This is a genomic window from Stenotrophomonas sp. 59 (assembly GCF_030291095.1).
GTDB lineage: Bacteria > Pseudomonadota > Gammaproteobacteria > Xanthomonadales > Xanthomonadaceae > Stenotrophomonas > Stenotrophomonas maltophilia_Q.
This window is the reverse complement of record NZ_CP127408.1, coordinates 4,197,627-4,223,471: the sequence shown is the minus strand read 5'-3', so window position 1 is coordinate 4,223,471 and position 25,845 is coordinate 4,197,627. Positions and strand designations below refer to the sequence as shown.

At 66.2% G+C, this 25,845-nt stretch carries 21 protein-coding genes; 12 read left to right on the top strand and 9 right to left on the bottom strand.

Annotation, left to right across the window (positions count from 1 at the left end; all coding sequences use genetic code 11):
• Positions 1-101 precede the first annotated feature (101 nt).
• The gene (locus tag QP552_RS19375) at positions 102-350 is read left to right on the top strand and encodes a hypothetical protein (protein ID WP_087923860.1); all 249 of its coding nucleotides are present in this window, start codon (positions 102-104) and stop codon (positions 348-350) included.
• Between the two features lie 417 nt (positions 351-767).
• Here the strand turns inward: QP552_RS19375 and QP552_RS19370 are convergent, their stop codons facing one another.
• Entirely contained in the window at positions 768-1,712 is a 945-nt protein-coding gene (locus QP552_RS19370; protein WP_286074405.1) for an IS481 family transposase, read from the bottom strand.
• A gap of 348 nt (positions 1,713-2,060) precedes the next feature.
• Between QP552_RS19370 and QP552_RS19365 the strand changes: the two genes are divergently transcribed.
• Both QP552_RS19365 and QP552_RS19360 read left to right on the top strand, forming a co-directional pair.
• On the top strand, positions 2,061-4,490 hold the full coding sequence (locus QP552_RS19365) for a DUF3772 domain-containing protein (RefSeq protein WP_286074403.1): 2,430 nt from the start codon (positions 2,061-2,063) through the stop codon (positions 4,488-4,490).
• A gap of 648 nt (positions 4,491-5,138) precedes the next feature.
• On the top strand, positions 5,139-6,053 hold the full coding sequence (locus QP552_RS19360) for an IS110 family transposase (RefSeq protein ID WP_286074402.1): 915 nt from the start codon (positions 5,139-5,141) through the stop codon (positions 6,051-6,053).
• A gap of 229 nt (positions 6,054-6,282) precedes the next feature.
• On the opposite strand, the gene QP552_RS19355 is transcribed toward QP552_RS19360, so the two are convergent.
• On the bottom strand, positions 6,283-8,388 hold the full coding sequence (locus tag QP552_RS19355; protein ID WP_286074401.1) for a phosphoglycerol transferase I: 2,106 nt from the start codon (positions 8,386-8,388) through the stop codon (positions 6,283-6,285).
• A gap of 244 nt (positions 8,389-8,632) precedes the next feature.
• On the bottom strand, positions 8,633-10,324 hold the full coding sequence (locus QP552_RS19350; protein ID WP_111113259.1) for an AarF/UbiB family protein: 1,692 nt from the start codon (positions 10,322-10,324) through the stop codon (positions 8,633-8,635).
• 165 nt (positions 10,325-10,489) lie between these two features.
• Between QP552_RS19350 and QP552_RS19345 the strand changes: the two genes are divergently transcribed.
• On the top strand, positions 10,490-11,416 hold the full coding sequence (locus QP552_RS19345; protein WP_286074399.1) for a DUF808 domain-containing protein: 927 nt from the start codon (positions 10,490-10,492) through the stop codon (positions 11,414-11,416).
• A 64-nt stretch (positions 11,417-11,480) separates the two neighbouring features.
• Here QP552_RS19345 and QP552_RS19340 read toward each other — a convergent pair whose 3' ends face one another.
• Complete coding sequence (locus QP552_RS19340; RefSeq protein WP_111113260.1) at positions 11,481-13,019, bottom strand: GGDEF domain-containing protein; 1,539 nt, start codon at positions 13,017-13,019, stop codon at positions 11,481-11,483.
• Positions 13,020-13,124: 105 nt separating this feature from the next.
• On the opposite strand from QP552_RS19340, the gene QP552_RS19335 reads away from it, so the two are divergent.
• The 3 genes from QP552_RS19335 (at position 13,125) to QP552_RS19325 (ending at position 15,121) form a co-directional block, all read left to right on the top strand.
• Positions 13,125-13,760, top strand: a complete 636-nt coding sequence (locus tag QP552_RS19335; protein ID WP_286074398.1) for an NAD-dependent dehydratase — start codon at positions 13,125-13,127, stop codon at positions 13,758-13,760.
• Positions 13,760-14,467: a YafY family protein gene (locus QP552_RS19330; RefSeq protein WP_049402781.1), complete on the top strand. Its 708-nt coding sequence runs from the start codon at positions 13,760-13,762 to the stop codon at positions 14,465-14,467. Before QP552_RS19335 ends, QP552_RS19330 begins: the two co-directional genes overlap by 1 nt.
• Before the next feature lie 267 nt (positions 14,468-14,734).
• The gene (locus QP552_RS19325; RefSeq protein ID WP_286074397.1) at positions 14,735-15,121 is read left to right on the top strand and encodes a VOC family protein; all 387 of its coding nucleotides are present in this window, start codon (positions 14,735-14,737) and stop codon (positions 15,119-15,121) included.
• Between the two features lie 111 nt (positions 15,122-15,232).
• Here the strand turns inward: QP552_RS19325 and QP552_RS19320 are convergent, their stop codons facing one another.
• The 4 genes from QP552_RS19320 to pdhA are packed head-to-tail and all read right to left on the bottom strand — an operon-like array spanning position 15,233 to position 19,118.
• Entirely contained in the window at positions 15,233-16,624 is a 1,392-nt protein-coding gene (locus tag QP552_RS19320; protein ID WP_286074396.1) for a dihydrolipoamide acetyltransferase family protein, read from the bottom strand.
• Complete coding sequence (locus tag QP552_RS19315) at positions 16,621-16,974, bottom strand: SH3 domain-containing protein (RefSeq protein ID WP_008265756.1); 354 nt, start codon at positions 16,972-16,974, stop codon at positions 16,621-16,623. Before QP552_RS19315 ends, QP552_RS19320 begins: the two co-directional genes overlap by 4 nt.
• 1 nt (position 16,975) lies before the next feature.
• Positions 16,976-18,043 carry an alpha-ketoacid dehydrogenase subunit beta gene (locus QP552_RS19310; RefSeq protein WP_019338598.1) on the bottom strand — a complete coding sequence of 356 codons (1,068 nt, stop codon included), beginning with the start codon at positions 18,041-18,043 and terminating at the stop codon, positions 16,976-16,978.
• Positions 18,036-19,118, bottom strand: a complete 1,083-nt coding sequence (gene pdhA / locus QP552_RS19305; RefSeq protein ID WP_286074395.1) for a pyruvate dehydrogenase (acetyl-transferring) E1 component subunit alpha — start codon at positions 19,116-19,118, stop codon at positions 18,036-18,038. The genes QP552_RS19310 and pdhA overlap by 8 nt, the downstream gene beginning before the upstream one ends.
• 335 nt (positions 19,119-19,453) lie before the next feature.
• On the opposite strand from pdhA, the gene QP552_RS19300 reads away from it, so the two are divergent.
• From QP552_RS19300 to QP552_RS19285, 4 genes are all read left to right on the top strand, one after another.
• The gene (locus tag QP552_RS19300) at positions 19,454-20,329 is read left to right on the top strand and encodes a tryptophan 2,3-dioxygenase family protein (RefSeq protein ID WP_106551202.1); all 876 of its coding nucleotides are present in this window, start codon (positions 19,454-19,456) and stop codon (positions 20,327-20,329) included.
• A 181-nt stretch (positions 20,330-20,510) separates the two neighbouring features.
• Complete coding sequence (locus QP552_RS19295) at positions 20,511-22,010, top strand: oligopeptide:H+ symporter (protein ID WP_286074394.1); 1,500 nt, start codon at positions 20,511-20,513, stop codon at positions 22,008-22,010.
• A gap of 19 nt (positions 22,011-22,029) precedes the next feature.
• On the top strand, positions 22,030-22,629 hold the full coding sequence (locus QP552_RS19290) for a thioredoxin family protein (protein ID WP_286074393.1): 600 nt from the start codon (positions 22,030-22,032) through the stop codon (positions 22,627-22,629).
• Between the two features lie 180 nt (positions 22,630-22,809).
• Positions 22,810-23,949, top strand: a complete 1,140-nt coding sequence (locus tag QP552_RS19285) for a hypothetical protein (RefSeq protein WP_106551205.1) — start codon at positions 22,810-22,812, stop codon at positions 23,947-23,949.
• Positions 23,950-24,070: 121 nt separating this feature from the next.
• Here QP552_RS19285 and QP552_RS19280 read toward each other — a convergent pair whose 3' ends face one another.
• Positions 24,071-24,565 carry a MarR family winged helix-turn-helix transcriptional regulator gene (locus QP552_RS19280; RefSeq protein WP_010482680.1) on the bottom strand — a complete coding sequence of 165 codons (495 nt, stop codon included), beginning with the start codon at positions 24,563-24,565 and terminating at the stop codon, positions 24,071-24,073.
• Positions 24,566-24,694: 129 nt separating this feature from the next.
• On the opposite strand from QP552_RS19280, the gene hppD reads away from it, so the two are divergent.
• Positions 24,695-25,807 (top strand): 4-hydroxyphenylpyruvate dioxygenase, encoded by a 1,113-nt coding sequence (gene hppD / locus QP552_RS19275; RefSeq protein WP_180836308.1) that lies wholly within the window; start codon positions 24,695-24,697, stop codon positions 25,805-25,807.
• Positions 25,808-25,845 lie beyond the last annotated feature (38 nt).

The window sequence follows — 25,845 nt, the reverse complement described above, 5'->3', positions numbered from 1 at the left end:
AGAACGTTCCGTCGCCGCTGCGGCGTGCCCGTTGTCACCGGTGCGGCGGTATGCTGCCGCCAGCGCCGTGTTTTCCTGATCCAACCGAAGTGGAGGTGCCGATGTACCAGGTGATCCTGTTGAAGAGTGAATCCGCGTTCGCACGCGAGCAGTGGCCGCAGGTTGATGACCTGGTCGACTACGAGGGCGTCAGTTACAGCCTGCGTGCCGGCCCGCGCCAGCCACTGCCGACCGACCACGACTGGCACCCGGTGGCGGTGTATGCGCCCGATGAGATCACCGAGGAAGAGTTCCAGGACTGGTACGCGCTGCAGCAGCCGATGGTGGAAGAGCTGCGGCTGAAGTACTGATTCCGCCGGCGTGGCGTGCGGGCGCGCGGAAACGTGGGCTGGGTGAATCGACGGGGCAAACCGACGGGATGAACGGCGGGGCAAACCGATGGGGCAAACCGACTGGGCAAACCGACGGGGCAAACCGACGGGGCAAACCGACGGGGCAAACCGACGGGGCAAACCGACGGGGCAAACCGACGGGGCAAACCGACGGGGCAAACCGACGGGGCAAACCGACGGGGCAAATCGACGGGGCAAATCGACGGGGCAAACCGACGGGGCAAACCGACGGGGCAAATCGACGGGGCAAATCGACGGGGCAAATCGACGGGGCAAATCGACGGGCAAACCGACGGGGCAAACCGACGGGGCAAACCGACGGGGCAAACCGACGGGGCAAACCGACGGGGCAAACCGACTGGGTAGAGTCGACTGTTAGTTGTGTAAACCCACTACGTTGTTCAGCGGCACTCTGGAGATAGGTGGCTGGCCGCCGATCGCCATATGGGGACGGTGCCAGTTGTAGTGGTGCAGCCATTGGCTCAACACGGAATTGCGCTGGTCCGAGGATGCGTACTCGCAGGCGTAAGCCCACTCGCGCAGGCTGGTCTGGATGAAGCGCTCGGCTTTGCCATTGGTCCGCGGCGTGTAGGGCTTGGTTCTGATGTGCTTGATCCCAAGGGATTTGAGCAGCTTGGCAAAGGCGGTGGAGCGATAGCAGGCACCGTTGTCTGTCAGGATCCGCTTGAAGGTGATTCCCAGGCTGGCGTAGTACTGCAGAGCGCCCAGCAACGCCTGGCAGGCGGTTTCGCCCTGTTCGTTGGGGTGGACGCTGCTGAAGGCGACCCGGGAGTGATCGTCAATGGCCACGTGGACGTAGCCCCAGCCTCCGCCACCGGCATTTCCTCGGCGCTTGGCGTCGGTTCTATGGCCCGGCTGCTGGAAGTTGCCCAGCTTCTTGATGTCCAGGTGCAGCAGCCCTCCGGGCTGATCGTATTCGTATCGGATGACCTCCTTGGGCGGATCAAGCCGGCACAAACGATTGAGGCCGTGGGCGCGCATCAGCCTGGAAATGGTGCTGTGGCCGATCCCCAAGGCTTTGGAGATGGTCAGATAGGTCTGCCGTTTACGGCGACACTCCTTGATCTGCTCGACCACCGGTGCAGATGTGGCATGTGGTGTCCGGTGAGGGCGTGAGCTGCGGTTTTCCAGCCCCGACACCCCCAATTCCCGGAATCGGGCCAGCCATTTGTAGGCCGTACGCACACTTACGCCGCATGCTTGGGCTGCTTCTTCTGGGCGCAGGCCCTCGTGGAGGATGCGGCGAACAAGAAGTGCTCGACTATGGACGGTCAAACGGGCATTTTTATGGGGGTTCATCCGGGCTCTTTGGGGTCTGGAGAGGTGTGGTAACCACCATTTTCCAAAGATGTCCCGGATGAACAACCTACAGAGAGATCACAGTTAGTCGACTGCTCTTCGCTGGAAGCTGTGCAAAGCCCGCGCTGCGCGCGATAGTCGACTGACAGTCGACTCTACCGAGTCGATTCGCCCGGCCACGATCACCTCGCCGCAATCGCCAGGCCGTCATCGCCCAGCGGCATCACCCCGCCGCCATCACCCCGTCGAAGCCCCATCCACGCGGGTGTAGTCCTCCGCGCCACCATCCGGCCTTTACCGTCTGTGCCGTATAGTCGCGCGCAGGCGCGGTGGTCCGCGCGAAACGGTGTGGCTGGCGTGTCTTCTTTCCTGCGATCGATCCGTGCACGGGGGCCCTGGCTGGCCCTGCTGCTGTGCACTGCCTTCCTGCTGTCCGCACCGGTGCTGGCACAGGATGAGGACCCCACGCCGAAGCAGCAGCTGGCGGATATCGATGCGAAGCTGAAGGAAGTCGACCGCAAGCGTGGCGATGCCGCGGCCATCGAAACATTGGCCATGCTGTCCGAGGACGCTTCGAAGGCCCGGCGTGACGCCGAGGCGTTGGAAAAGGCGCTGCAGCCGCAAAAGGATCGCCTCGACGAACAGTTGGCGCAGCTGGGCACGCCTGCGGAAGGCACGACCGAGCCGCCGGAACTGGCAGCGCAACGACGCACCATCACCAAACAGCGCGACGGCCTGGCCGCGTCGGTAGCGCAGGCCAAGGCCAGTGCCGTGCGTGCCCAGCAGCTGGCGACCGACATCGACCAGCAGCGCACCGCGCAACGCACCGAGGAGCTGGGCCGGAAGGTCGCCTCGCCGTTGTCGCCTGCATTGTGGAGCAAGGTGGCCGAGCGTTTGCCGATCGATATCGCGCGCGTTGCGCCGCTGGCCGAGCAGGGGCGTGACACGCTGATCACCGGTATCCGCACCAATGGCTGGGGCACGCCCTTGCTGGGCCTGGTGGCCGCACTGGTGATGATGTTCCCGCTGCGGTTGTGGCTGCGCCGCCTGGGGCGGCAGTTCGCCGCGTCCGACCGAGCGCCCGATGGTCGCCTGCGCCGATCTGGCCTGGCCATGTGGCTGCTGCTGGTGGGGACGCTGCTGCCCGGTTATGCGGTAGTGGTGCTGATGGCGGCGCTGGATGCGGTTGATGCGATCGCACCGCGCCTGCAGGTGGTGGCCGATGGTCTGGAAACCGCGACCTTCCGCGCTGCCTTCATCGCTGCGCTCAGCGCCTGCCTGCTGGTGCCCAAGCGCCCGTCATGGCGATTGTTGAACCTGGACGACACCGCTGCGCTCAAGCTGCGCAAGTACGCCTGGGGCGCGGCGGCACTGGCCTGGCTGAGCACGGTGCTTGTGGCGATCGATCAGGCCACGCGCACCAGCGATGTGACCACCGTGGCGCTGGATGGCCTGATTGCACTGACCTACCTCGGCCTGATCATGGCCATGCTGGTGACGCTGGCGCGCCTGCACCGGCGGCAGACCGCCGAGGCCGAAGCCAAGCTGGAAGCGCAGGCCGACGGGCAGGGCCCGAGTACGCCGGTGCGCCGCAGCAGCTGGCTGGTGCTGGCGCGCGTGGCAGGCAACATCGCGGTGGTGGCAGCGATCATCGCCACGCTGCTGGGCTATCTGAATTTCGCCAAGTTCGTGAACCAGCAGCTGATCGGCGGCAGCATCGTGGTGCTGGCGGCGACGCTGCTGTTCAAGTTCGTCGATGACCTGAGCACCTGGATGCTCAACGCCGACAGCAAGGTTGGCCAGACCATCCTGCTCAGCACCGGCCTGAGCGTGTCGCGGCTGGAGCAGGCCGGCGTGCTGCTGTCGGCAGCGCTGCGTACGGTGATCGTGCTGCTTGCACTGCTGGCGCTGGTGGCGCCGTTTGGCAACATCGGTGCGGTGGTGGAGCGCTTCGCTTCGTTGCTCACGACCGGCATTCCGCTGGGCGGAACCACGCTGAAGCCGATGCGGATCGTGCTGGCGGTGGCCGTGCTGCTGGCCGGCCTGGCGGTGACCCAGCTGGTGCAGCGCTGGTTGACCGACACCTACCTGCCGAAGACCGAGCTGGACCTGGGTGCGCGCAATTCGGTCAGTACCGTCGCCCGCTACCTGGGCATCATCATCGCGGTGATCTGGGCGCTGACAGCGATGGGACTGGAACTGACCAAGCTCGCGCTGCTGGTCAGTGCATTGTCGGTCGGTATCGGCTTCGGCCTGCAGGTGATCACCCAGAACTTTGTTTCCGGCCTGATCCTGCTGGCCGAGCGCCCGGTGAAGATCGGCGACTGGGTGAAGCTGGGCGACCAGGAAGGCGACATCCGCCGCATCAGCCTGCGCTCGACCGAGATCCAGGTGAGCGACAAGTCGACGCTGATCGTGCCCAACTCCGAGCTGGTCACCAAGACCGTGCGCAACATGACGATGGGCAACAACCAGGGCCGCATCCAGATCCAGTTCGCGGTACCGCCCAGCACTGATGTCGGCAGCCTGCGCGATGCGTTGCTGCAGGCCTATGCGGCCCACACCAATGTGTTGAAACAACCGGCGCCCACGGTCTACATCGACAGCATTGCCGGTGGCCAGATCACCATCAACAGCTTCGCGTACGTGGCCAGCCCGCGGCAGGTCTACGCCACCCGCAGCGATCTGTACTTCAGCCTGCTGCAGATCCTGGCCGAGCGGAACATCCCGCTGTCGACCCCGACCGATATCCACATCACCCGCGATTCGCAGGAGTAGGGGGCTTTGCAGGGCTGCGCCCTGCACCCGCCGAAGCAACGGCCGAAGCAACAGCAACGGCAACAGCAACGGCAACAGCAACAGCGCGCATTCCGTGGGATGGCGGGGTGGGTCCGGTTGCGGGAGACGCCGTAAACCCATCCATGGGGGCTTGGCCGCGGCATCCATGCCGCGGACACTCCCGCAACCGGACCCACCCCGCCTTCGACAGTTTTCCGCGATCTGTTGGAATGACATGGCGTGCTCTTGGTGGGTGTCGACCTTGGTCGACACGTAGATCCACGCCATGCGTGGATGTTCTTCGATCAATTGTCGAAATATTCGATTTCGATGGAGATTCATCCACGCATGGCGTGGATCTACCAGACGCTGGGAATCTGTCAGAGGTGGGGCGGTGTCGGAGTGCGGGGTGTCAGCCGCATGGATGCGGCTGCCAAGCCTTATCTGATCGGAATCTGGCAGCGTAGGTGCCGAGAGCCGGCGTGGGCCGCCGTACAAGCCTGGATCTCGACGATCGCCATGTAGCTTGGCGCCCACGCCGGAATCTCCCTTGATCCGCCCGAACAGTTGCTGGAGCTGACACTCGCAGTGATAAGACTGGGCAAGCGGGGGAGCTCTCGACCCTTCCAGACTATACGGAGTCCGGTAATGAACGGGATCGGGATTGATGTCAGCAAGCGCCAACTGGATGTCGGCACGACGGACGGAGAGATCCTGCAGGTCTGGAATAGCCGCTCCGGCTTTTCTGAATTGGATGATTGGCTGAAGAAGCGTCCGGTCAGCCAGATCGTGCTGGAGGCCACCGGCGGCTACGAGCGGCCGGTGCTGGATTTTCTGCACGCAGCGGGCCATCCGGTGGTCCGCGCCAATGCCCTGCGGGCCCGCAGGCTGGCCCAGGGGATGGGCCAGATGGCCAAGACCGACCGGTTGGATGCCTATGCATTGGCGCAGATGGCAGCCTTGGTGAAACTGCCCGCCTACCAACCGCTGGAGCCTTGGCAGCAGAAAATGCGGGAATTCGTGCGGGCACGTCGACAGGCGATGCACGCGCTGACCATCGCGCGGCAGCAGCAGGAAATGGTCGGTGATCGTGAATTGCGCCGGCTACTGCAGGCCAACATCACCCGCTTGCAGACGCTGGTTGAACGTCTGGGAAAGCAAATTGCCGAGCAGGTTGCCCAACAGCCTCAACTGGCTGTCCTGAAGTCGATGAAAGGCGTTGGCTCTGGCCTGCAGGCGGTATTGGCAAGCTATCTTCCCGAGTTGGGGAAGATCAGCGGCAAGGCCATCGCCAGCCTGGTCGGTGTAGCACCCATGTCCCACGACAGCGGGACCATGCGCGGCAAACGAAGCATCCACGGTGGCAGGGCCGAGATCCGCCAAGTGCTTTACATGGCCGCCATGTCGGCCATGCGGCATGAACCTCGACTGCGCGATTTCTATCAGTCGCTGCGGGCTCGCGGCAAGGAAGGAAAAGTGGCCATCGTGGCGGTAATGCGCAAGATGCTGGTGATTCTCAACGCCCGCGTACGCGACGCCCGAAGCAGACCGATCCCCGCCTAAGGACAGTCGCGGCGTCCCTCCGGAGGCTGCCGGCCAGCGGCCGGCACTACCGTGCCTGTCTGCCGGAGAGGGCCAGGCCTCCCCGGCAACACAGTTGCTACAGGGACGTACTTGCGGCGTCCCCGCACTCCGGCACCGCCCCGCCATTCCACGGAATGCACGCCGTTGCCGTTGCCTTTGCCTTTGCTTCTGCTCGCAGCGGGTGCAGGGCGCAGCCCTGCAAAGAACCCTATCCCCGTGGTCGGCTGCGCGAGGGCACCAGTGCGAACGTATCCACCGCCAGCTTCTCGGCATGGTTCAACCACGCGCGGATCTCCAGATCATCCACTTCGTGGTCCAGCCCGAACGACACGTTGATCTTGCCATTGGCATCGGGCTGCACCCACTGCTGGGCCAGCACCACCTTGCGCTGCGATGACACCGCCTCGATCCAGAAACCGCGATCCGGGCGCGTGCTCGCCACCAGCTGCAGCATGTACTGGCCGGCACGGGTGCGGCGGCCCTTCTGCGTGATCATGTGCGCCTGGCGCACGCTCGGGCGCGGGCCCTGGAACGCATCCAGTGGCGCATCCACGGCGATGCCGCCACGCAGGTCGTTGTCGCGGTACAGCTTGATGCCGTTGTCACGGTTGACCAGCAGGGCGCACCAGTCGCCGTCGGCCGAGCCGTCCTCGAACGCGGTGCAGCGATCGACATAGGCCAGGGTGTTGTCCGGGTCGGCATCATCGAACTGGCGCGACGTGTTCTCCAGGTACACCGATTTCAGGCCCCAGTCCTTGTCGTACTCCAGCAGCACCGGTGGCTGCACGTGCTGCAGGCCGACCACCACCTGGTCGTCGCCGTCGATCTTCAATTCACGGGTCGGTTCGCCCAGCCACAGCGAGCGGGCGAACGCCAGATACTGTGGATAGTCGCGGCCACCGTCGCGGTGCGCGGCCACGCTGGCACTCGGTGCGCGCTTGTCATCCAGCAGCGAGCGGCCAAAACCCATGGTCTGCAGGTTCGGGTCGAGCAGGCTGAGCAGGGTGGCGCCGGAATCCAGCGTTGAACCGTCTTCCACCGCCAGCTGGCGAGGCGCCACGCCGTCGCCGAGGAACAGCAGCAGGTTTTCGCGCTGCTGCTTGGCCAGCACATGGCTGAGGTCGTTGGGCATCGCCAGATGATCGGAAGCGATCACGATCAACGTGTCCTTGCCATACGGGCTGGCCTGGATGCGTTCAACCAGCTGCGAGATCAGGCGGTCGGTGCACTTGAGTGCATTGAGCAGGCCGATGTTGCCGTACTGGCTCTGGTAGCGCTCGCCCTTGCACGACACCGGCAGGTGCCCGGCAGGGTGGTGGGTATCCATGGTCAGCGTGGTCAGCATGAACGGCGAGCCGGCACGCGAGAGCTGCTCGAAGCGCTGGTAGGCGGTGTCCAGCAGCACGTCGTCGTGCACGCCCCAGGCCGAGTAATGGATGCGGCCGATCTTCTTCTGCTGCTTGAACCAGGCCAGGTCATGCACTTCATCGAAACCGTGGCTGGCCAGGAACTGGCCCTTACCGGCGAACTGGCCGTTGGCACCGCCCAGATAGTGGTTGGTGTAGCCCTGCTGCTTCAAGTAGTCGCCGAGGCACACCGCCTTGGGCAGGAAGCTGCCCATGCGGTCCATGCTGTTCTCGTCGCCCTGCGAGGTGGTCAGCGGCACGCCGCACATTGACGACACCAGGCCGGCGATGGTCCAGCCGCTGCCTTCGGCCGAGGCCAGGCCACGCACGTCCAGCGACTGGGACGCCAGGCGGTTGAGGTTGGGCATCAGGCCGGGAAACACGGCCTCGTCCAGGTAGGTGCGTTCCAGGCTTTCGCCATAGATCCAGACGATGTTGCGCGGACGCTGCAGTGGCTGCGTCGGCACCTGGTACTCGGGTGCGATGCGGGCGAAATCGACCGGCCGCAGCTGCTGATACAGGCGCTGGCCATCGCGGGCCAACGGGCTGAACATGATCGTGGCCACCCATACTGCGGTGAAGCCGGCAAACCAGGCACCGCCATGGCCGGGCCGGCGCCAGCGCTTCACCCGTGTGGCGAACAGCGGGAGGAGCGAGACCAGCGCCAGCACGATGAAGCCAGCGATATAGCCCTTGAAGTCGGAGATGCCGGCGCCTTCCATGTCGGCGCCCAGGTGATACAGGGTGGCGGCATTGAGCCCATCGCCGGACAGCTTGTCGATCAGCCACCACGCACTGAGCGTGAGCAGCAGCAGCGAGAACGCACTGGCCTTCCACCACACCCACTTGTCGGACGCGAGGAACAACCAGCACAGCAGCAACAACGACAGCAGCAGTATCCAGAGCATAGGCAGCTTCGGCAGTGACGGGGTGGTGGTGATGGACGTCGTACCGACGCGTGTCCATCCGACCGGCGCTGCCGCAAGCACATGCATGTGACAGGCCGATGACCCGATAGTGCATGCACGAACCTGACTGAAATGTTTGTTGAAATGACGCGCGCGAGATCGCGATCAGAAGGTAAAACGAGCGTGAAAGGCTCCGTTGGATTGCATTAAAAACCGCGTGAATACGGGTGTTTTCCTTGATGCGCTAGCGATGCCCGCGTTCTTCGCGTGCCCGTGCGCGACGATCGAACAGCAATGCACTGGTCACGATGCCAAGGCCGAGCACCACGCCGATGAACAACAGAATCAGCGCAATGAGCGGGTAGCCGAACAGGTGCCAGCCGGTGTCGATCTTCATCATCATCGCCGCGGCCATGATCAGTGCCGCGCTGATGATGCCGGCCGCCACGCGGTTGGCGATCTTCTGCAGGTTCTCCATCAGCCGCGATTCCTCCAGCCCGGTCACCTTCATCTGCAGGCGGTTTTCGGCCAGCAGCGCCATGATGTCCGAGAGCTTGCGCGGCCCATCGCGCAGCAGCTGCTGCAGCTCCATCGCCTCGCTGGCGATGTTGGCCGCGGACAGTGACTTCTTCAGGCGTGCGCGCATCACGTGCTGCAGCTGGCGCTCGACGATGCGACGTGTTTCCAGCTCCGGTGCCAGCAAGCGGCATACGGTTTCCAGGTTGAGCAGTGCCTTGCCCAGCAGGCTCAGTTCCGGCGGCGTGCGCAGCCCGCAGGCGGTGGCGATACGCACCATGTCCAGCACTACGCGGCCTTCGGAGAAAGTGCCGCTGGCGGCGTAACGCGCGATCAACTGGCCGGTCTCGCGCAGATAGCGTTCCTCGTCGAACGCCTCCAGCCGCGTGCTGATGCTGATGAGATCATCGGCCACTTCCTCGCCACGGCCATCGACGGCGGCGAACAGGATCTTCAACAGGCGCTCGCGCAGGCGCGGCGGCATGTGCGCGACCATGCCCAGATCGAAGATCGCCAGCCGGCCATCGGGCATCACCCTCAGGTTGCCCGGATGCGGGTCGGCATGGATCTCGCCATGCACGAAGATCTGGTCCAGGTAGCCGCGGATCAGCGCCGCCGCCAGCGGATCCATCGACTGTTCGGTGCGGCGCACATCGGGAATCGCGTCCACGCGCACGCCGGTGGCCAGTTCCATGGTCAGCACGCGCTGGCTGCTGTAATCCCACAGCGGCTGCGGAATCCATAGGCGGCGGAACGGCTTGAGGTGGCGGCCGAAGCGGGCCAGGTTCTCGGCCTCGGCGTGGTAGTCCAGCTCCTGCATCAGGGTCTTGGCGAACTCGTTGAGCCAGTCGCGCAGGCGCACACGGCGGCCGACCTGGGTCAGGTGGTCGGCGGCCAGCGCGAAGCTGCGCAGCGCCTCCAAGTCCGAGCGCAGCTGTGCAGCGACTTCAGGCTTCTGCACCTTCACCGCCACCTGGCGTCCGTCGTGCAGCACCGCGCGATGTACCTGCGCGATCGACGCACAGCCCAGCGGCTCGGGATCGAATGAGGCGAACAGCTTGTTTACCGGTGCGCCCAGCTCCTGCTCGACGATCGCGTGGATGCGCTCGACGGGAATCTCGGCCACCTTTTCCTGCATGCGCTCCAGGGCTGTGGCGAACTCCACCGGCACCATGTCCGGGCGCGTGGACAGCATCTGGCCCAGCTTGACGAAGGTCGGCCCCAGCGCTTCCAGGTCGCTGACGAACTGTTCCGGGTTGCCATCTGCGGGAACGTCGGCCGGATTGCCTGCGGCATCCAGGTTCATGCCCGAGAACACGCCTGAATGGCGATAGCGCATCAGCAGGCGCAGGATCTGGCTGCGCCGGTTCATGCCTTTGACCAGCGGAGGATTGCCATTGGCGGTGGGCGGGTTGCTCAAGCGGGACTCCTTGCGGACGACGGCCGGTAGCGCCGGGCCATGCCCGGCGAAACGGGATCACGCTCCAGTCTGGCCGGGGAGGGGTCGTCACGTGGTGAACCCGATCTCTTCCGCAGTCAACGCCGAATCGGTCAGAATCCGCTCATTCCCTTTCTTGGACGCCCCATGGCCGGTGCCAGCCTGTTCGCCCTGCTCGACGATATCGCCTCCCTGCTCGACGATGTCTCGGTCCTGACCAAGGTCGCGGCGAAGAAGACCGCCGGCGTGCTGGGCGACGACCTGGCGCTGAACGCGCAGCAGGTTACCGGGGTCAACGCCAACCGCGAACTGCCGGTGGTATGGGCAGTGGCCAAGGGCTCGCTGGTCAACAAGGTGATTCTGGTGCCCGCAGCATTGGCGATCAGCGCGCTGGAGGCCTGGCTGCACAGCCGTGGCTGGAACGTGCCGCTGATCGTGCCGCTGATGATGATCGGCGGCGCGTTCCTGTGCTTTGAGGGCGTTGAGAAACTGGCACATCGCTTCCTGCATTCGTCCGATGACGATGCCGAGCGCCAGGCCGAGCGGCGCAAGGCGCTGGCCGACGCGCAGGTGGACATGGTGGCGTGGGAGAAGGACAAGGTGAAGGGCGCGATCCGCACCGACTTCATCCTCTCGGCCGAGATCATCGTGCTGACCCTGGGCGTGATCGCCACCGCACCGTTCACCAACCAGGTGGTCACGCTGGCCGTGGTTGCACTGGCGATGACGGTCTTCGTCTATGGGCTGGTGGCGGGCATCGTCAAGCTCGACGACGTCGGCCTGTACCTGTCGCGCAAGGGCGGCGCCATCGCTGCCTTCGGCCGTGGCCTGGTGGCCTCGGCACCGTGGCTGATGAAGTTCCTGTCGGTGGCCGGCACCATCGCCATGTTCCTTGTGGGCGGCGGCATCCTGGTGCACAACGTGCCGGCGCTGCACCACGCGGTGCAGGCGATGGGGGGCGAAGGCCCGTGGGGCTGGCTGGTCAGCGCGGTGGGCAACATGGTGGTCGGCATCATCGCCGGCGCCATCGTGCTGGCGGCGGTGACCGGGTTCCAGAAGCTGCGCGGGAAGTAACCTCGCTGATCATCGGGGTCAGATCCCTTTTCCGTTGGAAAAGGGATCTGACCCCATTCCACGATCATCCCGCCTGCACCCGGTTCTTGCCCAGCCGCTTGGCGGCATACAGCGCGTCATCGGCGCGGCGCAGCAGGGTCTCGGTATCGTCGCCGGGCTGCCATTGCGCCAGCCCAGCGCTGAAATGCACCGGCACGCGCTGGTCCTGCACGGTCAGCACGCGATGTGCCAGCGAACGCTGCAGGCGCTGCACGGTGGCCATGCTGTCGGCACCCTGGGTTTCCGGCAGTACCAGTACGAATTCATCGCCGCCCAGCCGCGCGATGCCGTCGGTGGCGCGCAGCAGCAGCTTGCACACGGACACCAGGTGCTGCAGCAGCGCATCGCCGCCGGCATGCCCGTGCGCGTCGTTGGTCTGGTGGAAGTCATCCAGGTCGATCACCGCCACGCCCAGTGGTGAGTTGTTGCGCGCGGCGCGCGCCAGCTCGCGCTGCAGCAGTTCGTCCAGGCCGCGGCGGTTCAGTGCCTGGGTCAACGGATCGATACGTGCCAGGTCCCCGGCGGCGCGCAGCTCCTGCTCAAGCTCGGCAATGCGTTGCTCTGCACGTTCCACTTCCTGCCGCGCATTGGCCAAGTGATCGCGGGCCTGTGCAGCCTGCTGCTGGACCTTGCCGGTGTCGCGCATCACGTCCTGCAGCAGCTGGTTGAGGTCGGCGATGCTGCGCGCTTCGCGCAGCTGCAGCGCGTAACTGCCGATGCGGTCGTGGTATTCACCGGTGCTGGTGGCCATGCCATCCATGCGCTCGATGAACTCGCCCATCAGCCCGCGCATCGCGGCCTTCGAATCGTCGATGCCCTGGCGCAGCAGGCCCTGCTTGTAGATCACTTCGCGCAGCTCGGCGCGGGTTCGCTCGACGGCCTCGGCCTCCAGCGGCCCGTCCAGCAGCTGGCGTACCGCGGCGATCTGGCCCTGCAGCCAGCTGCGGTCGTCCAGCAGCTCGCTCACGTTCTCCAGCAGCAGCGCGAACAGTTCCAGCAGCAGTGCCTGCTGCTCCTGCCAGCTCTCGGCGCGCACGCCGACCTGGTGGCCGAGCTCGCGCACGCCCTGTTCGATCGGTTCCAGTGCCGTGCCCGGCTGCCACTGGCGCAGGCGCATGGCCAGCGCCTGTGCCTGCTCGCGCAGGTCCGGGTCGTGCTGCAGCAGGGCTACCACCGCCCCACCCAGCAGCAGCCGCAGCTGCTCGGACAGGCGCAGGCTTTCCGGCTGGCCGTCCGGCGAATGCTGCTCGATGGTGCGGATGTACTTGTCGATCAGCTGCCGCATCGCGCGGCCGTAGCGCGGCCAATCGGCGCTGGCCTGCGCCGATTGCAGGCGGTCACCCATGTCACCCAGTTCGCCGGGCAGCGTGGCCATGCCGTTGGCGAACGCCGCCAACAGCGGTTCCGGCGCGTCTGCGCCTGCGAACAGCTGCTGCAGGGCCACGCCACCGCCGCCCTGCAGCACCACGCGGTCACCCAGCCCATCGTCCACCACCGCACGCACGCGTGCCGGCGGCCCAAGGGCAGTACCGGGGGCAGGGCGGTGGTCGGGCTGGTCCGTCATGGAGCGAATCCTGGGGCTGGCAGGGGCAGGTTCCAGCATATCGGCGCGGCTGCCGATGGCTTGAACGGCTACGATGGGCGACAGGATGCCGCAGTGGAGGTGGTGATGCGCGTGATGTTGCTGGGGGCGACCGGCCTGGTCGGCGGGCTGACCCTGTCCCGGCTGCTGGACGACCCGCGCTGCAGCGCTGTGGTTGCCCCGACCCGCCGCCCGCTGGCGTTGACCCACGGGAAGCTGGAGAACCCGGTGCTGGCCTTCGACGCGTTGCCCACTTCGCCCGAATGGGCGCGCGTGGACGCGATCATCTGCGCGCTGGGCAGCACCATTGCCCAGGCCGGCAGCCGCGAGGCTTTCCACCGCATCGACCATGACTACCCGCTGGCGTTCGCACGGCTCGCACAGGCACAGGGCGCCCGGACCTATGTGCTCAATTCCGCGGCCGGCGCCAACCCGCAGTCGTCGATCTTCTACAGCCGGGTGAAGGGCGAACTGGAACGCGACCTTCGTGCGCTGGGCTTCAGTTCGTTGACCCTGGTCCGCCCAGGGCTGATCGGGGGCGAGCGCAACGAGGTCCGCCGCGGCGAGCGCTTGGCACTGAAGGTACTCGGCGTGCTGGGGCCGGTGTTGCCACGGGCATGGCGGATCAACCCAGCGAGCGAAATCGCCAGGGCACTGGTCGAGGCCGCGTTGGCCCCGCAACCGGGTGAGCACGTGGTTGCATCGAGCGCGCTGGTCGGCTGATGTCACGTGCGCTGCGCCTGACCCAGTTGCTGCAGCTGCTGCGCCGTCATCGACGGCCGGTGGCCGGGCAGGCGCTGGCCGAAGCGCTGGGCATCAGCCTGCGCACGCTGTACCGCGATATCGAGACCCTGCGCGAGCAGGGCGCCGATCTGCGCGGTGAGGCCGGCGTCGGCTACCAGCTGGCGCCGAGCGATACCCTGCCGCCGATGACCCTGCCACCGGCCGAGATCGACGCGCTGGTGCTGGGCCTGCGCTGGGTCGCGGCCCGCACCGAGCCTGCGCTGGCCGAGGCTGCGCGTGACGCCCTGGCGCGTATCGCGCACGTGTTGCCAGCAGCGCGCCGGGAAGCCTTGCGTGACAGCGGCCTGCGTGTTGGCCCTTCGCGCGCTGCGGCCAAGGTTCCCGCGGCTCGTCTGCAGGCAGTGCGCGAAGCGGTAAGTGCACAGCAACGGCTGCAGTTCGGCTATCAGGACGCGCACGGCCAGCGCACCGAGCGCATTGTGTGGCCGTTCGCGCTGGCCTACTTCGATGAAGTACCGATGCTGGCGGCGTGGTGCGAGGGCCGCGAGGACTTCCGCCATTTCAGGCTGGACCGCATCCGCCAAGTGCGCGTGCTGGAGGATCACTACCTCGTGCCACGCGCCACCCTGCTGCGGCGCTGGCAGAAGGCGCAGGGCATTGCCCCGGACTGGCTGGATCGCTCATAGCCACAGCAACAGCGGGGAGCGGGGGGGTAGAGTCGACTGTTAGTCGACTATCGCGCGCAGCGCGGGGTTTCAAGCAGGCTGAAGGAAGAGCAGTCGACTAACAGTCGACTCTACCGACGGTCGACTGTCGCGCGCAGCGCGAGGTTTTATGCAGGCTGAAGGAGGAGCAGTCGACTAACAGTCGACTCTACCGACAGTCGAATCTGCTGACAGAAACTGTCAGCAGGCCCATACCACCATGATCGCTCCCAACAACGGAGCTTCCCCATGTTCAAGCCCAGCACCCTGCTGCAGTACGTGCGCGACGTCGCCACCAGCGCCACCTTCTACAGCGGCATCCTCGGCAAGCCGCCAGTCGAGCAATCACCCGGTCTTGCCCTGTTCCTGCTCGGCGATGGCGCGGCGCTGGGCCTGTGGCAGCGCGATGACGTGCAGCCACCGGTGTCCGCGCAGGCCGGTGCCGCGGAACTGGCGATGGTGGTCGCCAACCCCGTCGCCGTGCAGCAGACGCACGATGCGTGGCGCGCTCTCGGTGTGGAGATTCTGCAGGCGCCGGTGACGCTGGAGTTCGGCCACACCTTCGTCGGAGCGGATCCTGACGGGCACCGCCTGCGCGTCTACAGCCGCGCCGAGGGCATGGTCGCTCGCGATTGATCGCAGGCATTTGGCAGATCCACGCCATGCGTGGATGCGGGCACAAAAAAACGCCGGGCAGTGCCCGGCGTTTTTCCAGTTCATGTGCCAACCAAGGTTGGCACCCACCGATCAGCTGGCCAGCGCCAGGTCGTCCATCATCGCGCGCAGGAAGCGTGCGGCTTCGCCGCCGGTGGCTGCGCGGTGGTCGAAGGTGACCGACAGCGGGATGACCTTGTGCGCTTCCACGCCGCCCATCACCGGAGTCATCTGGTGGCGGGCACGGCCGGCACCGACGATGGCCACGCACGGCGGCACCACGACCGGGGTCGCGTAGCGGCCGGCGAACATGCCGAAGTTGGACAGCGAGATGGTGTAGCCGCTCAGTTCCGAGGCGGCGATCGAACGCGACTCCACCTGCTCGCGCAGGCGGTTGACGCCTTCGCGGATGCCACGTGCGTCGAGCATGTCGGCGTTGCGCAGGGCCGGCACGAACAGGCCGTCGTCGGTGTCCACGGCGATGCCGATGTCGACCTGCGCGTGCAGGGTGCGGGTCAGCGCTTCACCGTCGAACCACGCGTTCATCGCCGGCACCTTCTGCGCGGCCACCACGATCGAACGCACCAGGCGCGCGGTGACGTCGTTGCCCGGCAGCCAGGCGTGGATGTCGGCGTCGTCGTTCAGCGTGGTCGGCACGACCTTGCTGTGCGCATCGGCCATGACGCGGGCCATGTTGCGGCGCACGCCCTTCAGCGGTTCCGGCTGGCCCTTGGCCACCACGCCCGGCGGCTGGGTGCGCATCGGCTTGCCAGCGGCAGACAGCGGGGTGCGGGCTTCGCTCTGCACCGGGGCAGACACCTGCGCCGGGGCCGGTGCGGCATACGCGGCGGCAGCGACCGGCGCCGGAGCAGCGCCGAGCTTGGCGCTGCCGTTGGCGGCGGCCTGCTTGACGTCGGCCATGGTCACGGCGCCATCGGTGCCGGTGGCCGGCACGCGGCTCAGGTCCACGCCCAGCTTGCGCGCCATCGCACGCACGGCCGGCACGGCCTTGACGCCACCGACGGCCAGCGCCTGTTCGGCGTGCACGGCATTGGAGCTCTGCATCGCGCCGACCACGGTACCGGCGTCATCGCGTTCGGCAGCGGCGGGCTTGGCTTCTTCCGCAGCGACCGGCGCAGCCGGCAGCGGCGGCGGGGTCGGTGCGGCTGCCGGCGCGGCCGGCGCTGCGTGGCCATGGCTGTGGCCGGTGTCCTGGCCATCAGCGCGCTGCGGCAGGTTCGGGTCCAGTTCGAAGCTGGCCAGCACCGAGCCGGTCGGGATGATGTCGCCGGCGCCGCCGGACAGCTTCAGCACCTTGCCGGAGAACGGCGAGGGCACTTCCACCACAGCCTTGGCGGTCTCCATCGAGACCAGCGGCTCGTCCAGCTTGATCACATCGCCTTCCTTGACGAACCACTCGACGATGGTCGCGTCCGGCAGGCCTTCGCCCAGGTCGGGCAGGTTGAAGTTCTTGGTCTGGCTCATTTGCAGTTCTCTTCCAGCAGTTCCAGTTCGCGGGCCGGCAGCCAGCCCGTCGCGCCATTGGCGCGCTCGGACCACCACCACCCACCGTGTTCGTGATGAAGCTTCACCATCTCGCCGCTTTCCACATCCAGCTCGCGGGCGTCGTAGTCGCACAGTGCTTCGGCGCGACCCTCGTCCAGCAGCTGCAACCAGGCGACGGGCGCCCATCCAGCGCGCCCATCGTTGGTGCGTACCCAGGCAAACGCCGGCCATTCCTCGTCACGGACACCTACTTCGACGATCTGGCCGGTGTGGAACCGGAGCGGGTTGGGATACTGGCTGCGGTAAGCCCCCAGAAGGCGGGCCCGCATGTCAGCCGGCCGCCACCGCGCGCTTGGCTGCAGCCACGATCCGCTCAACGCTCGGCAGGTACTTCATTTCCAGGCGGAACAGCGGAATGTGGGTGTCGTAGCCAGTAACGCGTTCGACCGGGGCCAGCAGGTCGTAGATCGATTCCTCGGCCAGGCGCGCGGCGATCTCGGCGCCGAAGCCCGCGGTCTTCGGAGCCTCCTGCACGATCACGCAGCGGCCGGTCTTGGCCACCGATTCGGCGATGGTGGCGAAGTCCAGCGGACGCAGCGTGGCCACGTCGATGACTTCGGCACTGATGCCTTCGCCGGCCAGCTTGTCGGCCGCTTCCAGCGCTTCCTTCACCTGCGCGCCCCAGGTCACCAGGGTCACGTCGGTACCGTCGCGCAGCACGAAGCAGACGTCCAGCGGCAAGGCTTCGCCGTCGTTGACGACCACTTCCTTGTACTGGCGATAGATGCGCTTGGGCTCCATGTAGATCACCGGATCCGGCTCGCGGATCGCGGCCAGCAGCAGGCCGTAGGCGCGCTGCGGCGAAGACGGCAGCACCACGCGCAGGCCCGGCACGTTGGTGAAGATCGCCTCGTTGGCTTCGCTGTGGTGTTCCGGCGCGCGGATGCCACCACCCCACGGCACGCGCAGCACCATCGGGCAGTGCAGGCGGCCACGGGTGCGGTAACGCAGGCGTGCGGCGTGGCAGACGATATGGTCGACCATCGGGTACATGAAGCCATCGAACTGGGCTTCGGCCACCGGCTTCATGCCCTGCGCGGCCAGCCCAATGGTCAGGCCGGCGATGGTGGTTTCATCCAGCGGGGTGTCGAGGATGCGCTCGGAGCCGAAGCGCTGCTGCAGGCCGGCGGTGGCGCGGAACACGCCGCCGTTGACGCCCACGTCCTCGCCCAGCACCAGCACCGACGGGTCGTGCTCCAGCTCCCAGGCCAGCGCCTGGGTGATGGCTTCGATGAGGGTGATCGGCGTGGTGGTCATGCTCTCTTCTCCGCGCGCGACAGCAGCGCTGTCGGCGGCGTTGGTGTGCGCGCCGGGCGCGCCGTTCTTGATCTCATCCATGGCGCTTCTCCAGGGCGATCGCCTGGGCACGCTGGGCCAGCAGGTCCGGCGGCGGATCGGCATACAGGAAGTCGAACATCGCCTCGACCGGCTGCACCGGCGTGTTGAGGTACAGGTTCACTTCCTCGTCCACGCGCGTGCCGCACTCGGCGATCCAGGCGGTTTCTTCTTCTTCGCTCCACACGCCGGCGGTAGTCAGGTACTTGCGCAGGCGCAGCATCGGCTCGCGCTGCCAGGCATCCTTCACTTCGGCGTCGTCGCGGTAGCGGCGCGCGTCATCGGCGGTGGTGTGGTCGGACAGGCGGTAGGTCATCAGTTCCAGCACGGTGCCACCGTCGCCGGCCAGCGCACGTTCGCGCGCCTGCTCCATGGCTGCCAGCACCGCGATCAGGTCGTTGCCGTCCACCTGCAGGCAATGCAGGCCGCCGGCCAGGCCCTTCTGCGCCAGCGTCTCGGCACCGGTCTGGGCCGAACGCGGAACCGAGATGGCCCAGCCGTTGTTGACGATGCACAGGATCAGCGGCAGCTTGTATGCGCCGGCCGAGTTCAGTGCTGCGTAGAAGTCGGTCTTGGAGCTGCCGCCATCGCCGCACACCGCCACCGCGATCTGCGGTTCCTTGTTGAGCTTGAACTTCAGCGCGGCGCCTGCGGCATGCAGGCACTGGGTGGAGATCGGCACGCAGAACGGGAAGTCCTTGGCCGCATTGCCACCGTAGTCGTTGCCGCGCTCGTCGCCGCCCCAGTACATCAGCACGTCGTGCGGACGCACGCCACGCATGAACATCGCGCCGTACTCGCGGTAGGACGGTGCGAACACGTCGTCCTTCTGCATCGCAGCGCCGATGCCCACGTGCGCGGCTTCATGGCCCAGGCAGGCGGCATAGGTGCCGAGCTTGCCGGTGCGCTGCAGCGCGATGGATTTGCTGTCGAACGTGCGTACGTACAGCATCTGCTTGAACAGCGGTACCAGGACCTTGGGGTCGCGCAGCGACGCGGGCAGGTCATCGCGGACGAGCTTGCCGTCCGCGTCCAGGTACTGCAGGTATTCGATCTTGAATTCAGCGGCAACCGTCATTGCGTACTGCACCTTCGACAGAGAAGTTACAAATGATATGAATCGCCATGTTAAGGAACGCGTACGGAATAGCCTTCCTGCGCCGCAACACGGCGATTCCCCGTTTTACCCCTGCCGGCGGGTGGGGGGCCAATAACAACAACGTATTCAGTCGTTGCTGCAAAGCATCAGAATACGCCTCTGGCTGACCGCCAGTACAACGGCATATGGGGTTCCACGCGCAGGCCCGGCATCGGCCGATGCTCCACGGCCAACCGGACGCCCCGGTATGGACGTGGCGGCTGCCAGCATGGCGGCAACGCGCTACCCTTGCCGCCCCCGATCTGGCCGCACCCATGTCCGTCGACAACAACCAACGCGATCTCGAAGCCGGCATCCACACCGACCTGCAGGGGCGCCTGACGTACGGCGGCTACCTGCGGCTGGACCAGCTTCTCAGCGCGCAGCAGCCGCTGTCCAACCCGCCGCACCACGACGAGATGCTCTTCATCATCCAGCACCAGACCTCGGAGCTGTGGCTGAAGCTGCTGGGTCACGAGCTGCGTGCCGCAATCGGCTTCCTGCAGCGCGATGAAGTCTGGCAGTGCCGCAAGGTGCTGGCGCGCAGCAAGCAGGTGCTGCGCCAGCTGACCGAACAGTGGTCGGTGCTGGAAACGCTGACCCCGTCCGAGTACATGGGCTTCCGCGACGTGCTGGGCCCTTCGTCGGGCTTCCAGTCGCTGCAGTACCGCTACATCGAGTTCCTGCTGGGCAACAAGAACGCGCAGATGCTGCAGGTGTTCGAGCATGATGCGGCCGGGCAGGCGCAGCTGCGTACCGTGCTGGAGGCGCCGAGCCTGTACGAGGAGTTCCTGAAGTACCTGGCCCGCTTCGGCCATGCTGTCCCGACGGTCTACGAGGCCCATGACTGGACCCAGCCGCATGTGGCCGACGACGCACTGCAGCCGGTCTTCGAACGCATCTACCAGGACACCGACCGCTACTGGCGCGAGTATTCGCTGTGCGAAGACCTGGTGGACCTGGAGACCGCGTTCCAGCTCTGGCGCTTCCGCCACATGCGCACGGTGATGCGGGTGATCGGCTTCAAGCGCGGCACCGGCGGCTCGTCCGGGGTGGGCTTCCTGGCCAAGGCGCTGGAGCTGACCTTCTTCCCCGAGCTGTTCCAGGTGCGCACCAGCCTGCAGGCCGGGCCCCCGGCAGAACAGGGCTGATCCGTATTCAGCTTGGATCCCGGCCGCGGGCTGGATCGTTTCAGATGCAAGTTCAGCGAGCAGGCCGGCACCTGCCTCAAACGGCGTGTATTTGACGTGAAAGCCAGAAGTCGGTGATCCTCGCGCGTTGCTCCAACTGCACAGCGGACGTGCTCGTCATCCACCGAACCAGGAAACCCGCATGAGCGTAAACGCCACTGCGAACACCCCAGAGCCGGCCCTGCCGGACTTCAAGACCACGCTGGGCCATCCGCGCCCGCTGTGGATGCTGTTCATGACCGAGTTCTGGGAGCGCTTTGCGTTCTACGGCATCCGCTGGGCCTTGGTGCTGTACATCGTCGCCCAGTTCTACAACGGCAACGCCGCCGGTGAAGGCGACGCCAGCCGCATCTACGGTGCCTACCTGGCGCTGGTGTACGCCGCGGCGATCTTCGGTGGCTACGTGGCCGACCGGGTGCTGGGGTACCAGCGTTCGATCCTGACCGGCGCGGTCATCATGGCCGCCGGCCTGTTCATGATCTCGCTGCCGCAGGAGCACATCTTCAAGCTCGGCCTGGCCACGATCATCGTCGGCAACGGCATGTTCAAGCCGAACATCTCGACCATGGTCGGCAAGCTGTACGGCCTGAAGGACGAGCGCCGCGATTCGGGCTTCACCATCTTCTACATGGGCATCAACATCGGCGCGATGATCGCCCCGGTGCTGACCGAGTACCTGGCCCGCAAGGTCTTCGGTACCTCGGAAATGCCGTCGTACAAGGTCGTGTTCATCGCCTCGGGCGTGGGCATGCTGATCTCGCTGGTGTGGTTCTACATCGGTCGTGCCGGCCTGAAGGGCATCGGCGCACCGCCGGCCGGCGCTGAAGGTTTCGGCCGCATCATCATGGTGCTGATCGGTGCCGTGGTGGCCATTCCGATCGCCTACTTCCTGCTGGCCACCGGCGCCACCGCGCTGGCCTGGATCCTGGGCGCGATGTTCACCGCGCTGGCCGTGGTGCTGCTGATCGAGGGCATTCGCGAGGGCAAGGTGCAGCGCGACCGCGTGATCGCCATGCTGATCATCTTCGCCTTCAACGTGATGTTCTGGATGTTCTTCGAACAGGCCGGCAGCTCGTTCACCTTCCTGGCCGAGAACATCGTCAACCGCCAGTTCGGTGAGTGGACCTTCCCGACCGCGTGGTTCCAGTCGGTCAACTCGGTGGCGATCATCACCCTGGCGCCGATCATCGCCTGGATCTGGGTGGCCATGGGTCGTTCCAATCCGTCCATCCCGCGCAAGTTCGGCCTGGGCCTGCTGTTCAACGGCGCCGCCTTCGCGCTGCTGATGTTCGCCCTGTCGCAGATGGTCGTGGACGGCAAGATCCCGTTCTGGACCCTGTTCATGGTCTACGTCATCCAGTCGGTGGGTGAGCTGTGCCTGTCGCCGATCGGCCTGTCGATGGTGACCAAGCTGGCCCCGGTGCGCCTGGTCGGCTTCGGCATGGGTGGCTGGTTCCTGTCCACCGGCATCGGCAACAACCTGTCGGGCATCTTCGCCGGCGTGGTCAGTGGTGAAGGCGGCATGACGGTCGAGTCGGCCCTGAAGGGGTATACCTTCGGGTTCTGGGCCCTGATCGGCTCCGGCGTGGTGCTGTTCCTGATCGCCCCGCTGATCAACAAGCTGATGCACGGCGTCAAGTAACGATGAGAGGGTAGATGGCATGCGCATGAAGCTCGGTGGAGCAGTGGTGGTGGTCTGTGCGGCGCTGATCGGCGCCTGTTCCCAACCGCAACCGCCTGCCGCCGCCGAGCCCACGCAGCCCCTGGATACCCGGCCCACCGAGCCACCGGTCGCTGACCCCAGCGAACCGGTGGCCTCGGGCAACACCCCGGTGGCGGCGGACATCGCCGCCATCGCCGGGCTCGGCGCTCAGTTCGACCCGGCCCGCGACCCCGCCGATGACCTGGCCACCGCCAAGGTGGAAGCCCAGCGCGGCAAGAAGCGCATCCTGCTGGAAGTCGGCAATGCCGCCTGCGACCGCTGCCATGCGCTGGACGAGATCGTGGAAGGCAACGGCGACCTGCGCCGCTTCCGCGATGCCCACTACGTGTGGGTGAAGGTCAACGCCAGCGACGAGCAGCCCAACACCGCCTTCTTCGCCCAGTTCCCGGTGATGGAGCGCGACTATCCGCGCCTGCTGGTGCTCGATGCCGATGGAAGCCTGCTGGTCTCGCAGGCCACCGATGAGCTGCGCAGGGGCGAGGCGTTCCAGCCTGCGCGGGTGAGCGCCTTCCTGAAGCAATGGGCACCTGACCGGTAGTGCCGGCCGCTGGCCGGCAGAGCTGGTCGGCACGGATGCCGGGTCGCATCCACGCATGGCGTGGATCTACTGTGGTTGCGGTCACATTCCCGGAATCGGTATCTCAATATCGCAACGCGCTCGCCGTTACCGGCAAGGATCTCAGTCGACATCCCGTCGATGCACCCTACCGGAACGCCCATGCACAGCGACCACGCCGAACGATTGCCCGAACCCGCCAGCGACCTGGCCGAGGGTGGGGCAGGCGAGGGCGTGACCCTGCCGCCGCAGGAGGCCCTGCTGGATGACGCCGGCACCGGCGAGGACGCAGTTGAACTGGCGCCGCCACGCCACCGCCTGCCGCAGATCGCGTTGCCCGACAACGTGGTGCTGAAGGGCGCGGTACAGAAGCTGGTCGAGCAGAAGTCCCGGCTCGATGCATTGGCCGCCGACGGCCAGCTGGCCGGGCTGCTGCCGCCGGAATGGCAGGGCCACGGCGTGCGTGCGATCGAGCTGTCCACCTTCATCCAGGGCGTGCTGCCGTTCCTGCAGCCGGGCGAGCGCGGTGAGACCGCTCCGGCGCGCCTGCCGGTGCGCCATGTGCTGGGTGACGACAGCCGCTGGGGCCTGGACGACGTCGCCGAACCGAAATCGCTGGCCTGGTACCTGGCCAGTGACGAACGCGCCACCGCTGGCAGCAAGGACGTGGCCGAGGCGTATCTGGTTGGGGCACTGGGCCTGGCGTGGATGCAGGAAGGGCGCAGCCGCCCGGGCTTCCTGCGTGCGATGGGGCAGGACAGCCTGGCGGCACGGGTGACCATGCTGGGCTATCCGCCCGCCAACGAGCTGGCGCTGTACAGCGTTACCGCACACGGCCAGCAACAGATCTGGTGCGTGCATGGCCGCCGTCGCATGCGCCCGCTGGTGGCGCCCTGGCTGAGTGTTCCGCTGCTGACCGCCTACGGCGTGCCGGCACCGGTGGCGTGGCCGTCCAGCTTCCCGCCGGTGGAGGCCGTGGCCGAACTGCTGGCCACCGTCCGCCTGGGACGCGCGCTGCCGGAAGTGGACCTGGCCAAGGCAGTGGCGAAGATCGCCGAGGACGCCGCGTCGGAAGCCTGGCAGCCGGTCAGCCTGCTGCAGCTCAACACCTGGTCACCGCGCTGGCACTTCTTCCTCGGCACCTTCGTCGGCCTGCCGTCACTGTTGCTGGTGGCTGCGGCACTGGCGCTACCGGGGGCGGTCGAAGCGGCCACGGTTGCCGCCTCGCTCGGCTTCGCCGGTGGCGCCATCGCGGCGCTGGCCGTGCCGTGGATCCACGCACGGCGCAAGCATCTGAGCTGACCCCGCGCACCCCGGGGTCGGATCCCTTTCCGCAGGAAAGGGCTCTGACCCCACCGAAGCTGCACCGTTGTGTCGCCATCCACGCATGGCGTGGATCTACCAATCGCCGCGCTCGGCGTGGTTACACCCCTTCGCCCATCCGTTCCAGGCCGTCGCCGGCCAGGCGCAGGATCAGCTTTTCCAGCAGCTGCTCCTCCTCCTCGCTCAGCACCGACATCAGCTTGCGGGTGATCTCGATCACCATTGGCGCGATGGTCTCGTACACCTCGAAGCCAGCCGCCGACAGCGCCAGCACCGAGCGGCGGCGGTCGTCACCATGCGTTTCGCGCTTGATGAAGCCGCGCTCCAGCAGGCGGGCCACGGCGCGGCTGACCGCCACCTTGTCCATCGCCGTGCGGTCGGAGACCTCGCTGGCCGAGGAGCCCGGGTATAGCGCCAGGATGGTGATGACCCGCCATTCGGGAATCGCCAGACCGTAACGATCGCCGTATAGCTTGGCGATGTTGCCGCTGACCCGGTTGGACAGCACGCTCAGCCGGTACGGCAGGAACTGTTCCAGGTCGAGCAGGACGTGCGAGGCACGCAGGCGGGTCGAGGCAGGATCGGCGGGGCTCATGTTGCGGTGCACCTTGCTGGTGGTTTCAAGTGTAACTATAAGGGGTGGGTCCAGACCCTGCATTCTCGCCGGGTCCCTACCTGCCCGCACCTGGTTTGTACCGATGCGGTACCGATTCGGAGCCACGCCATGAATACCGCAGTCCCGACCGCCTCGCACCCCAACCCCGGCATGCAGGTCACCACCTTCGAGAACCCGATGGGCATCGACGGCTTCGAGTTCGTCGAATTCGCCGCCCCGGCCGGCCGTGGCCAGGAGCTGCACGAGTACTTCCGGAAGATGGGCTTCAGCGCGGTGCTCAAGCACAAGCAGCGTCCGATTACCGTCTATCGCCAGGGCGACGTCAACTTCCTGGTCAACGAAGACCCCGATTCGTTCGCCGCCGACTTCGCCGAAAAGCATGGTCCGTGCGCCTGCGGCTTCGCCATCCGCTTCAAGAAGCCGGGCCAGGAGGTCTACCAGACCGCGCTGGGCAACGGCGCCGAAGCCATCGCCTTCAAGCCGGACAGCAAGGCGGTCAGTGCCCCGGTCATCAAGGGCATCGGCGACTGCATGCTGTACCTGGTCGACCGCTACGGTGCGGCCGGCAGCATCTTCGATGGCGACTACGAGCCGATCGCCGGTGCCGACCTGCATCCGTTCGGCTTCGGCCTGACCTTCATCGACCACCTGACGCACAACCTGTACTTCGGCAACATGCAGCAGTGGTCGGATTACTACGAGCGCCTGTTCAACTTCCGCGAGATCCGCTACTTCGACATCAAGGGCCTGAAGACCGGCCTGGTGTCCAAGGCGATGACCGCGCCGGACGGCATTGTGCGCATCCCGCTGAACGAATCGTCGGACCCGAAGAGCCAGATCAACGAGTACCTGGACGCGTACAAGGGCGAGGGCATCCAGCACATCGCCTGCTTCACCGAGAACATCTACGAGACCGTTGAAGCCATGCGTGCGCAGGGCGTGGATTTCCTCGACACGCCGGAGACCTACTTCGACGTGATCGACCAGCGCGTGCCGAACCACGGTGAAGACGTGCCGCGCCTGGCGAAGAACAAGATCCTCATCGATGCCGATCCGGAAACCCACCAGCGCAAGCTGCTGCAGATCTTCACCCAGAACTGCATCGGCCCGATCTTCTTCGAGATCATCCAGCGCAAGGGCAACGAAGGCTTCGGCGAAGGCAACTTCACCGCGCTGTTCGAGAGCATCGAGCGCGACCAGATCCGCCGCGGCGTGCTGTAACGTTCAACGGTAGCGCCGGGCCAGGTCCCGGCGCCTGC

Excerpts from the sequence above, each read along its gene's own strand:
- QP552_RS19375 (WP_087923860.1), top strand. The coding sequence starts at position 102 with ATGTACCAGGTGATCCTGTTGAAGAGTGAATCCGCGTTCGCACGCGAG.
- QP552_RS19370 (WP_286074405.1), bottom strand. The coding sequence starts at position 1,712 with ATGAACCCCCATAAAAATGCCCGTTTGACCGTCCATAGTCGAGCACTT.
- QP552_RS19360 (WP_286074402.1), top strand. The coding sequence starts at position 5,139 with ATGAACGGGATCGGGATTGATGTCAGCAAGCGCCAACTGGATGTCGGC.
- QP552_RS19355 (WP_286074401.1), bottom strand. The coding sequence starts at position 8,388 with ATGCTCTGGATACTGCTGCTGTCGTTGTTGCTGCTGTGCTGGTTGTTC.
- QP552_RS19345 (WP_286074399.1), top strand. The coding sequence starts at position 10,490 with ATGGCCGGTGCCAGCCTGTTCGCCCTGCTCGACGATATCGCCTCCCTG.
- QP552_RS19340 (WP_111113260.1), bottom strand. The coding sequence starts at position 13,019 with ATGACGGACCAGCCCGACCACCGCCCTGCCCCCGGTACTGCCCTTGGG.
- QP552_RS19335 (WP_286074398.1), top strand. The coding sequence starts at position 13,125 with ATGCGCGTGATGTTGCTGGGGGCGACCGGCCTGGTCGGCGGGCTGACC.
- QP552_RS19330 (WP_049402781.1), top strand. The coding sequence starts at position 13,760 with ATGTCACGTGCGCTGCGCCTGACCCAGTTGCTGCAGCTGCTGCGCCGT.
- QP552_RS19325 (WP_286074397.1), top strand. The coding sequence starts at position 14,735 with ATGTTCAAGCCCAGCACCCTGCTGCAGTACGTGCGCGACGTCGCCACC.
- QP552_RS19320 (WP_286074396.1), bottom strand. The coding sequence starts at position 16,624 with ATGAGCCAGACCAAGAACTTCAACCTGCCCGACCTGGGCGAAGGCCTG.
- QP552_RS19315 (WP_008265756.1), bottom strand. The coding sequence starts at position 16,974 with ATGCGGGCCCGCCTTCTGGGGGCTTACCGCAGCCAGTATCCCAACCCG.
- QP552_RS19310 (WP_019338598.1), bottom strand. The coding sequence starts at position 18,043 with ATGGATGAGATCAAGAACGGCGCGCCCGGCGCGCACACCAACGCCGCC.
- pdhA (WP_286074395.1), bottom strand. The coding sequence starts at position 19,118 with ATGACGGTTGCCGCTGAATTCAAGATCGAATACCTGCAGTACCTGGAC.
- QP552_RS19300 (WP_106551202.1), top strand. The coding sequence starts at position 19,454 with ATGTCCGTCGACAACAACCAACGCGATCTCGAAGCCGGCATCCACACC.
- QP552_RS19295 (WP_286074394.1), top strand. The coding sequence starts at position 20,511 with ATGAGCGTAAACGCCACTGCGAACACCCCAGAGCCGGCCCTGCCGGAC.
- QP552_RS19290 (WP_286074393.1), top strand. The coding sequence starts at position 22,030 with ATGCGCATGAAGCTCGGTGGAGCAGTGGTGGTGGTCTGTGCGGCGCTG.
- QP552_RS19285 (WP_106551205.1), top strand. The coding sequence starts at position 22,810 with ATGCACAGCGACCACGCCGAACGATTGCCCGAACCCGCCAGCGACCTG.
- QP552_RS19280 (WP_010482680.1), bottom strand. The coding sequence starts at position 24,565 with ATGAGCCCCGCCGATCCTGCCTCGACCCGCCTGCGTGCCTCGCACGTC.
- hppD (WP_180836308.1), top strand. The coding sequence starts at position 24,695 with ATGAATACCGCAGTCCCGACCGCCTCGCACCCCAACCCCGGCATGCAG.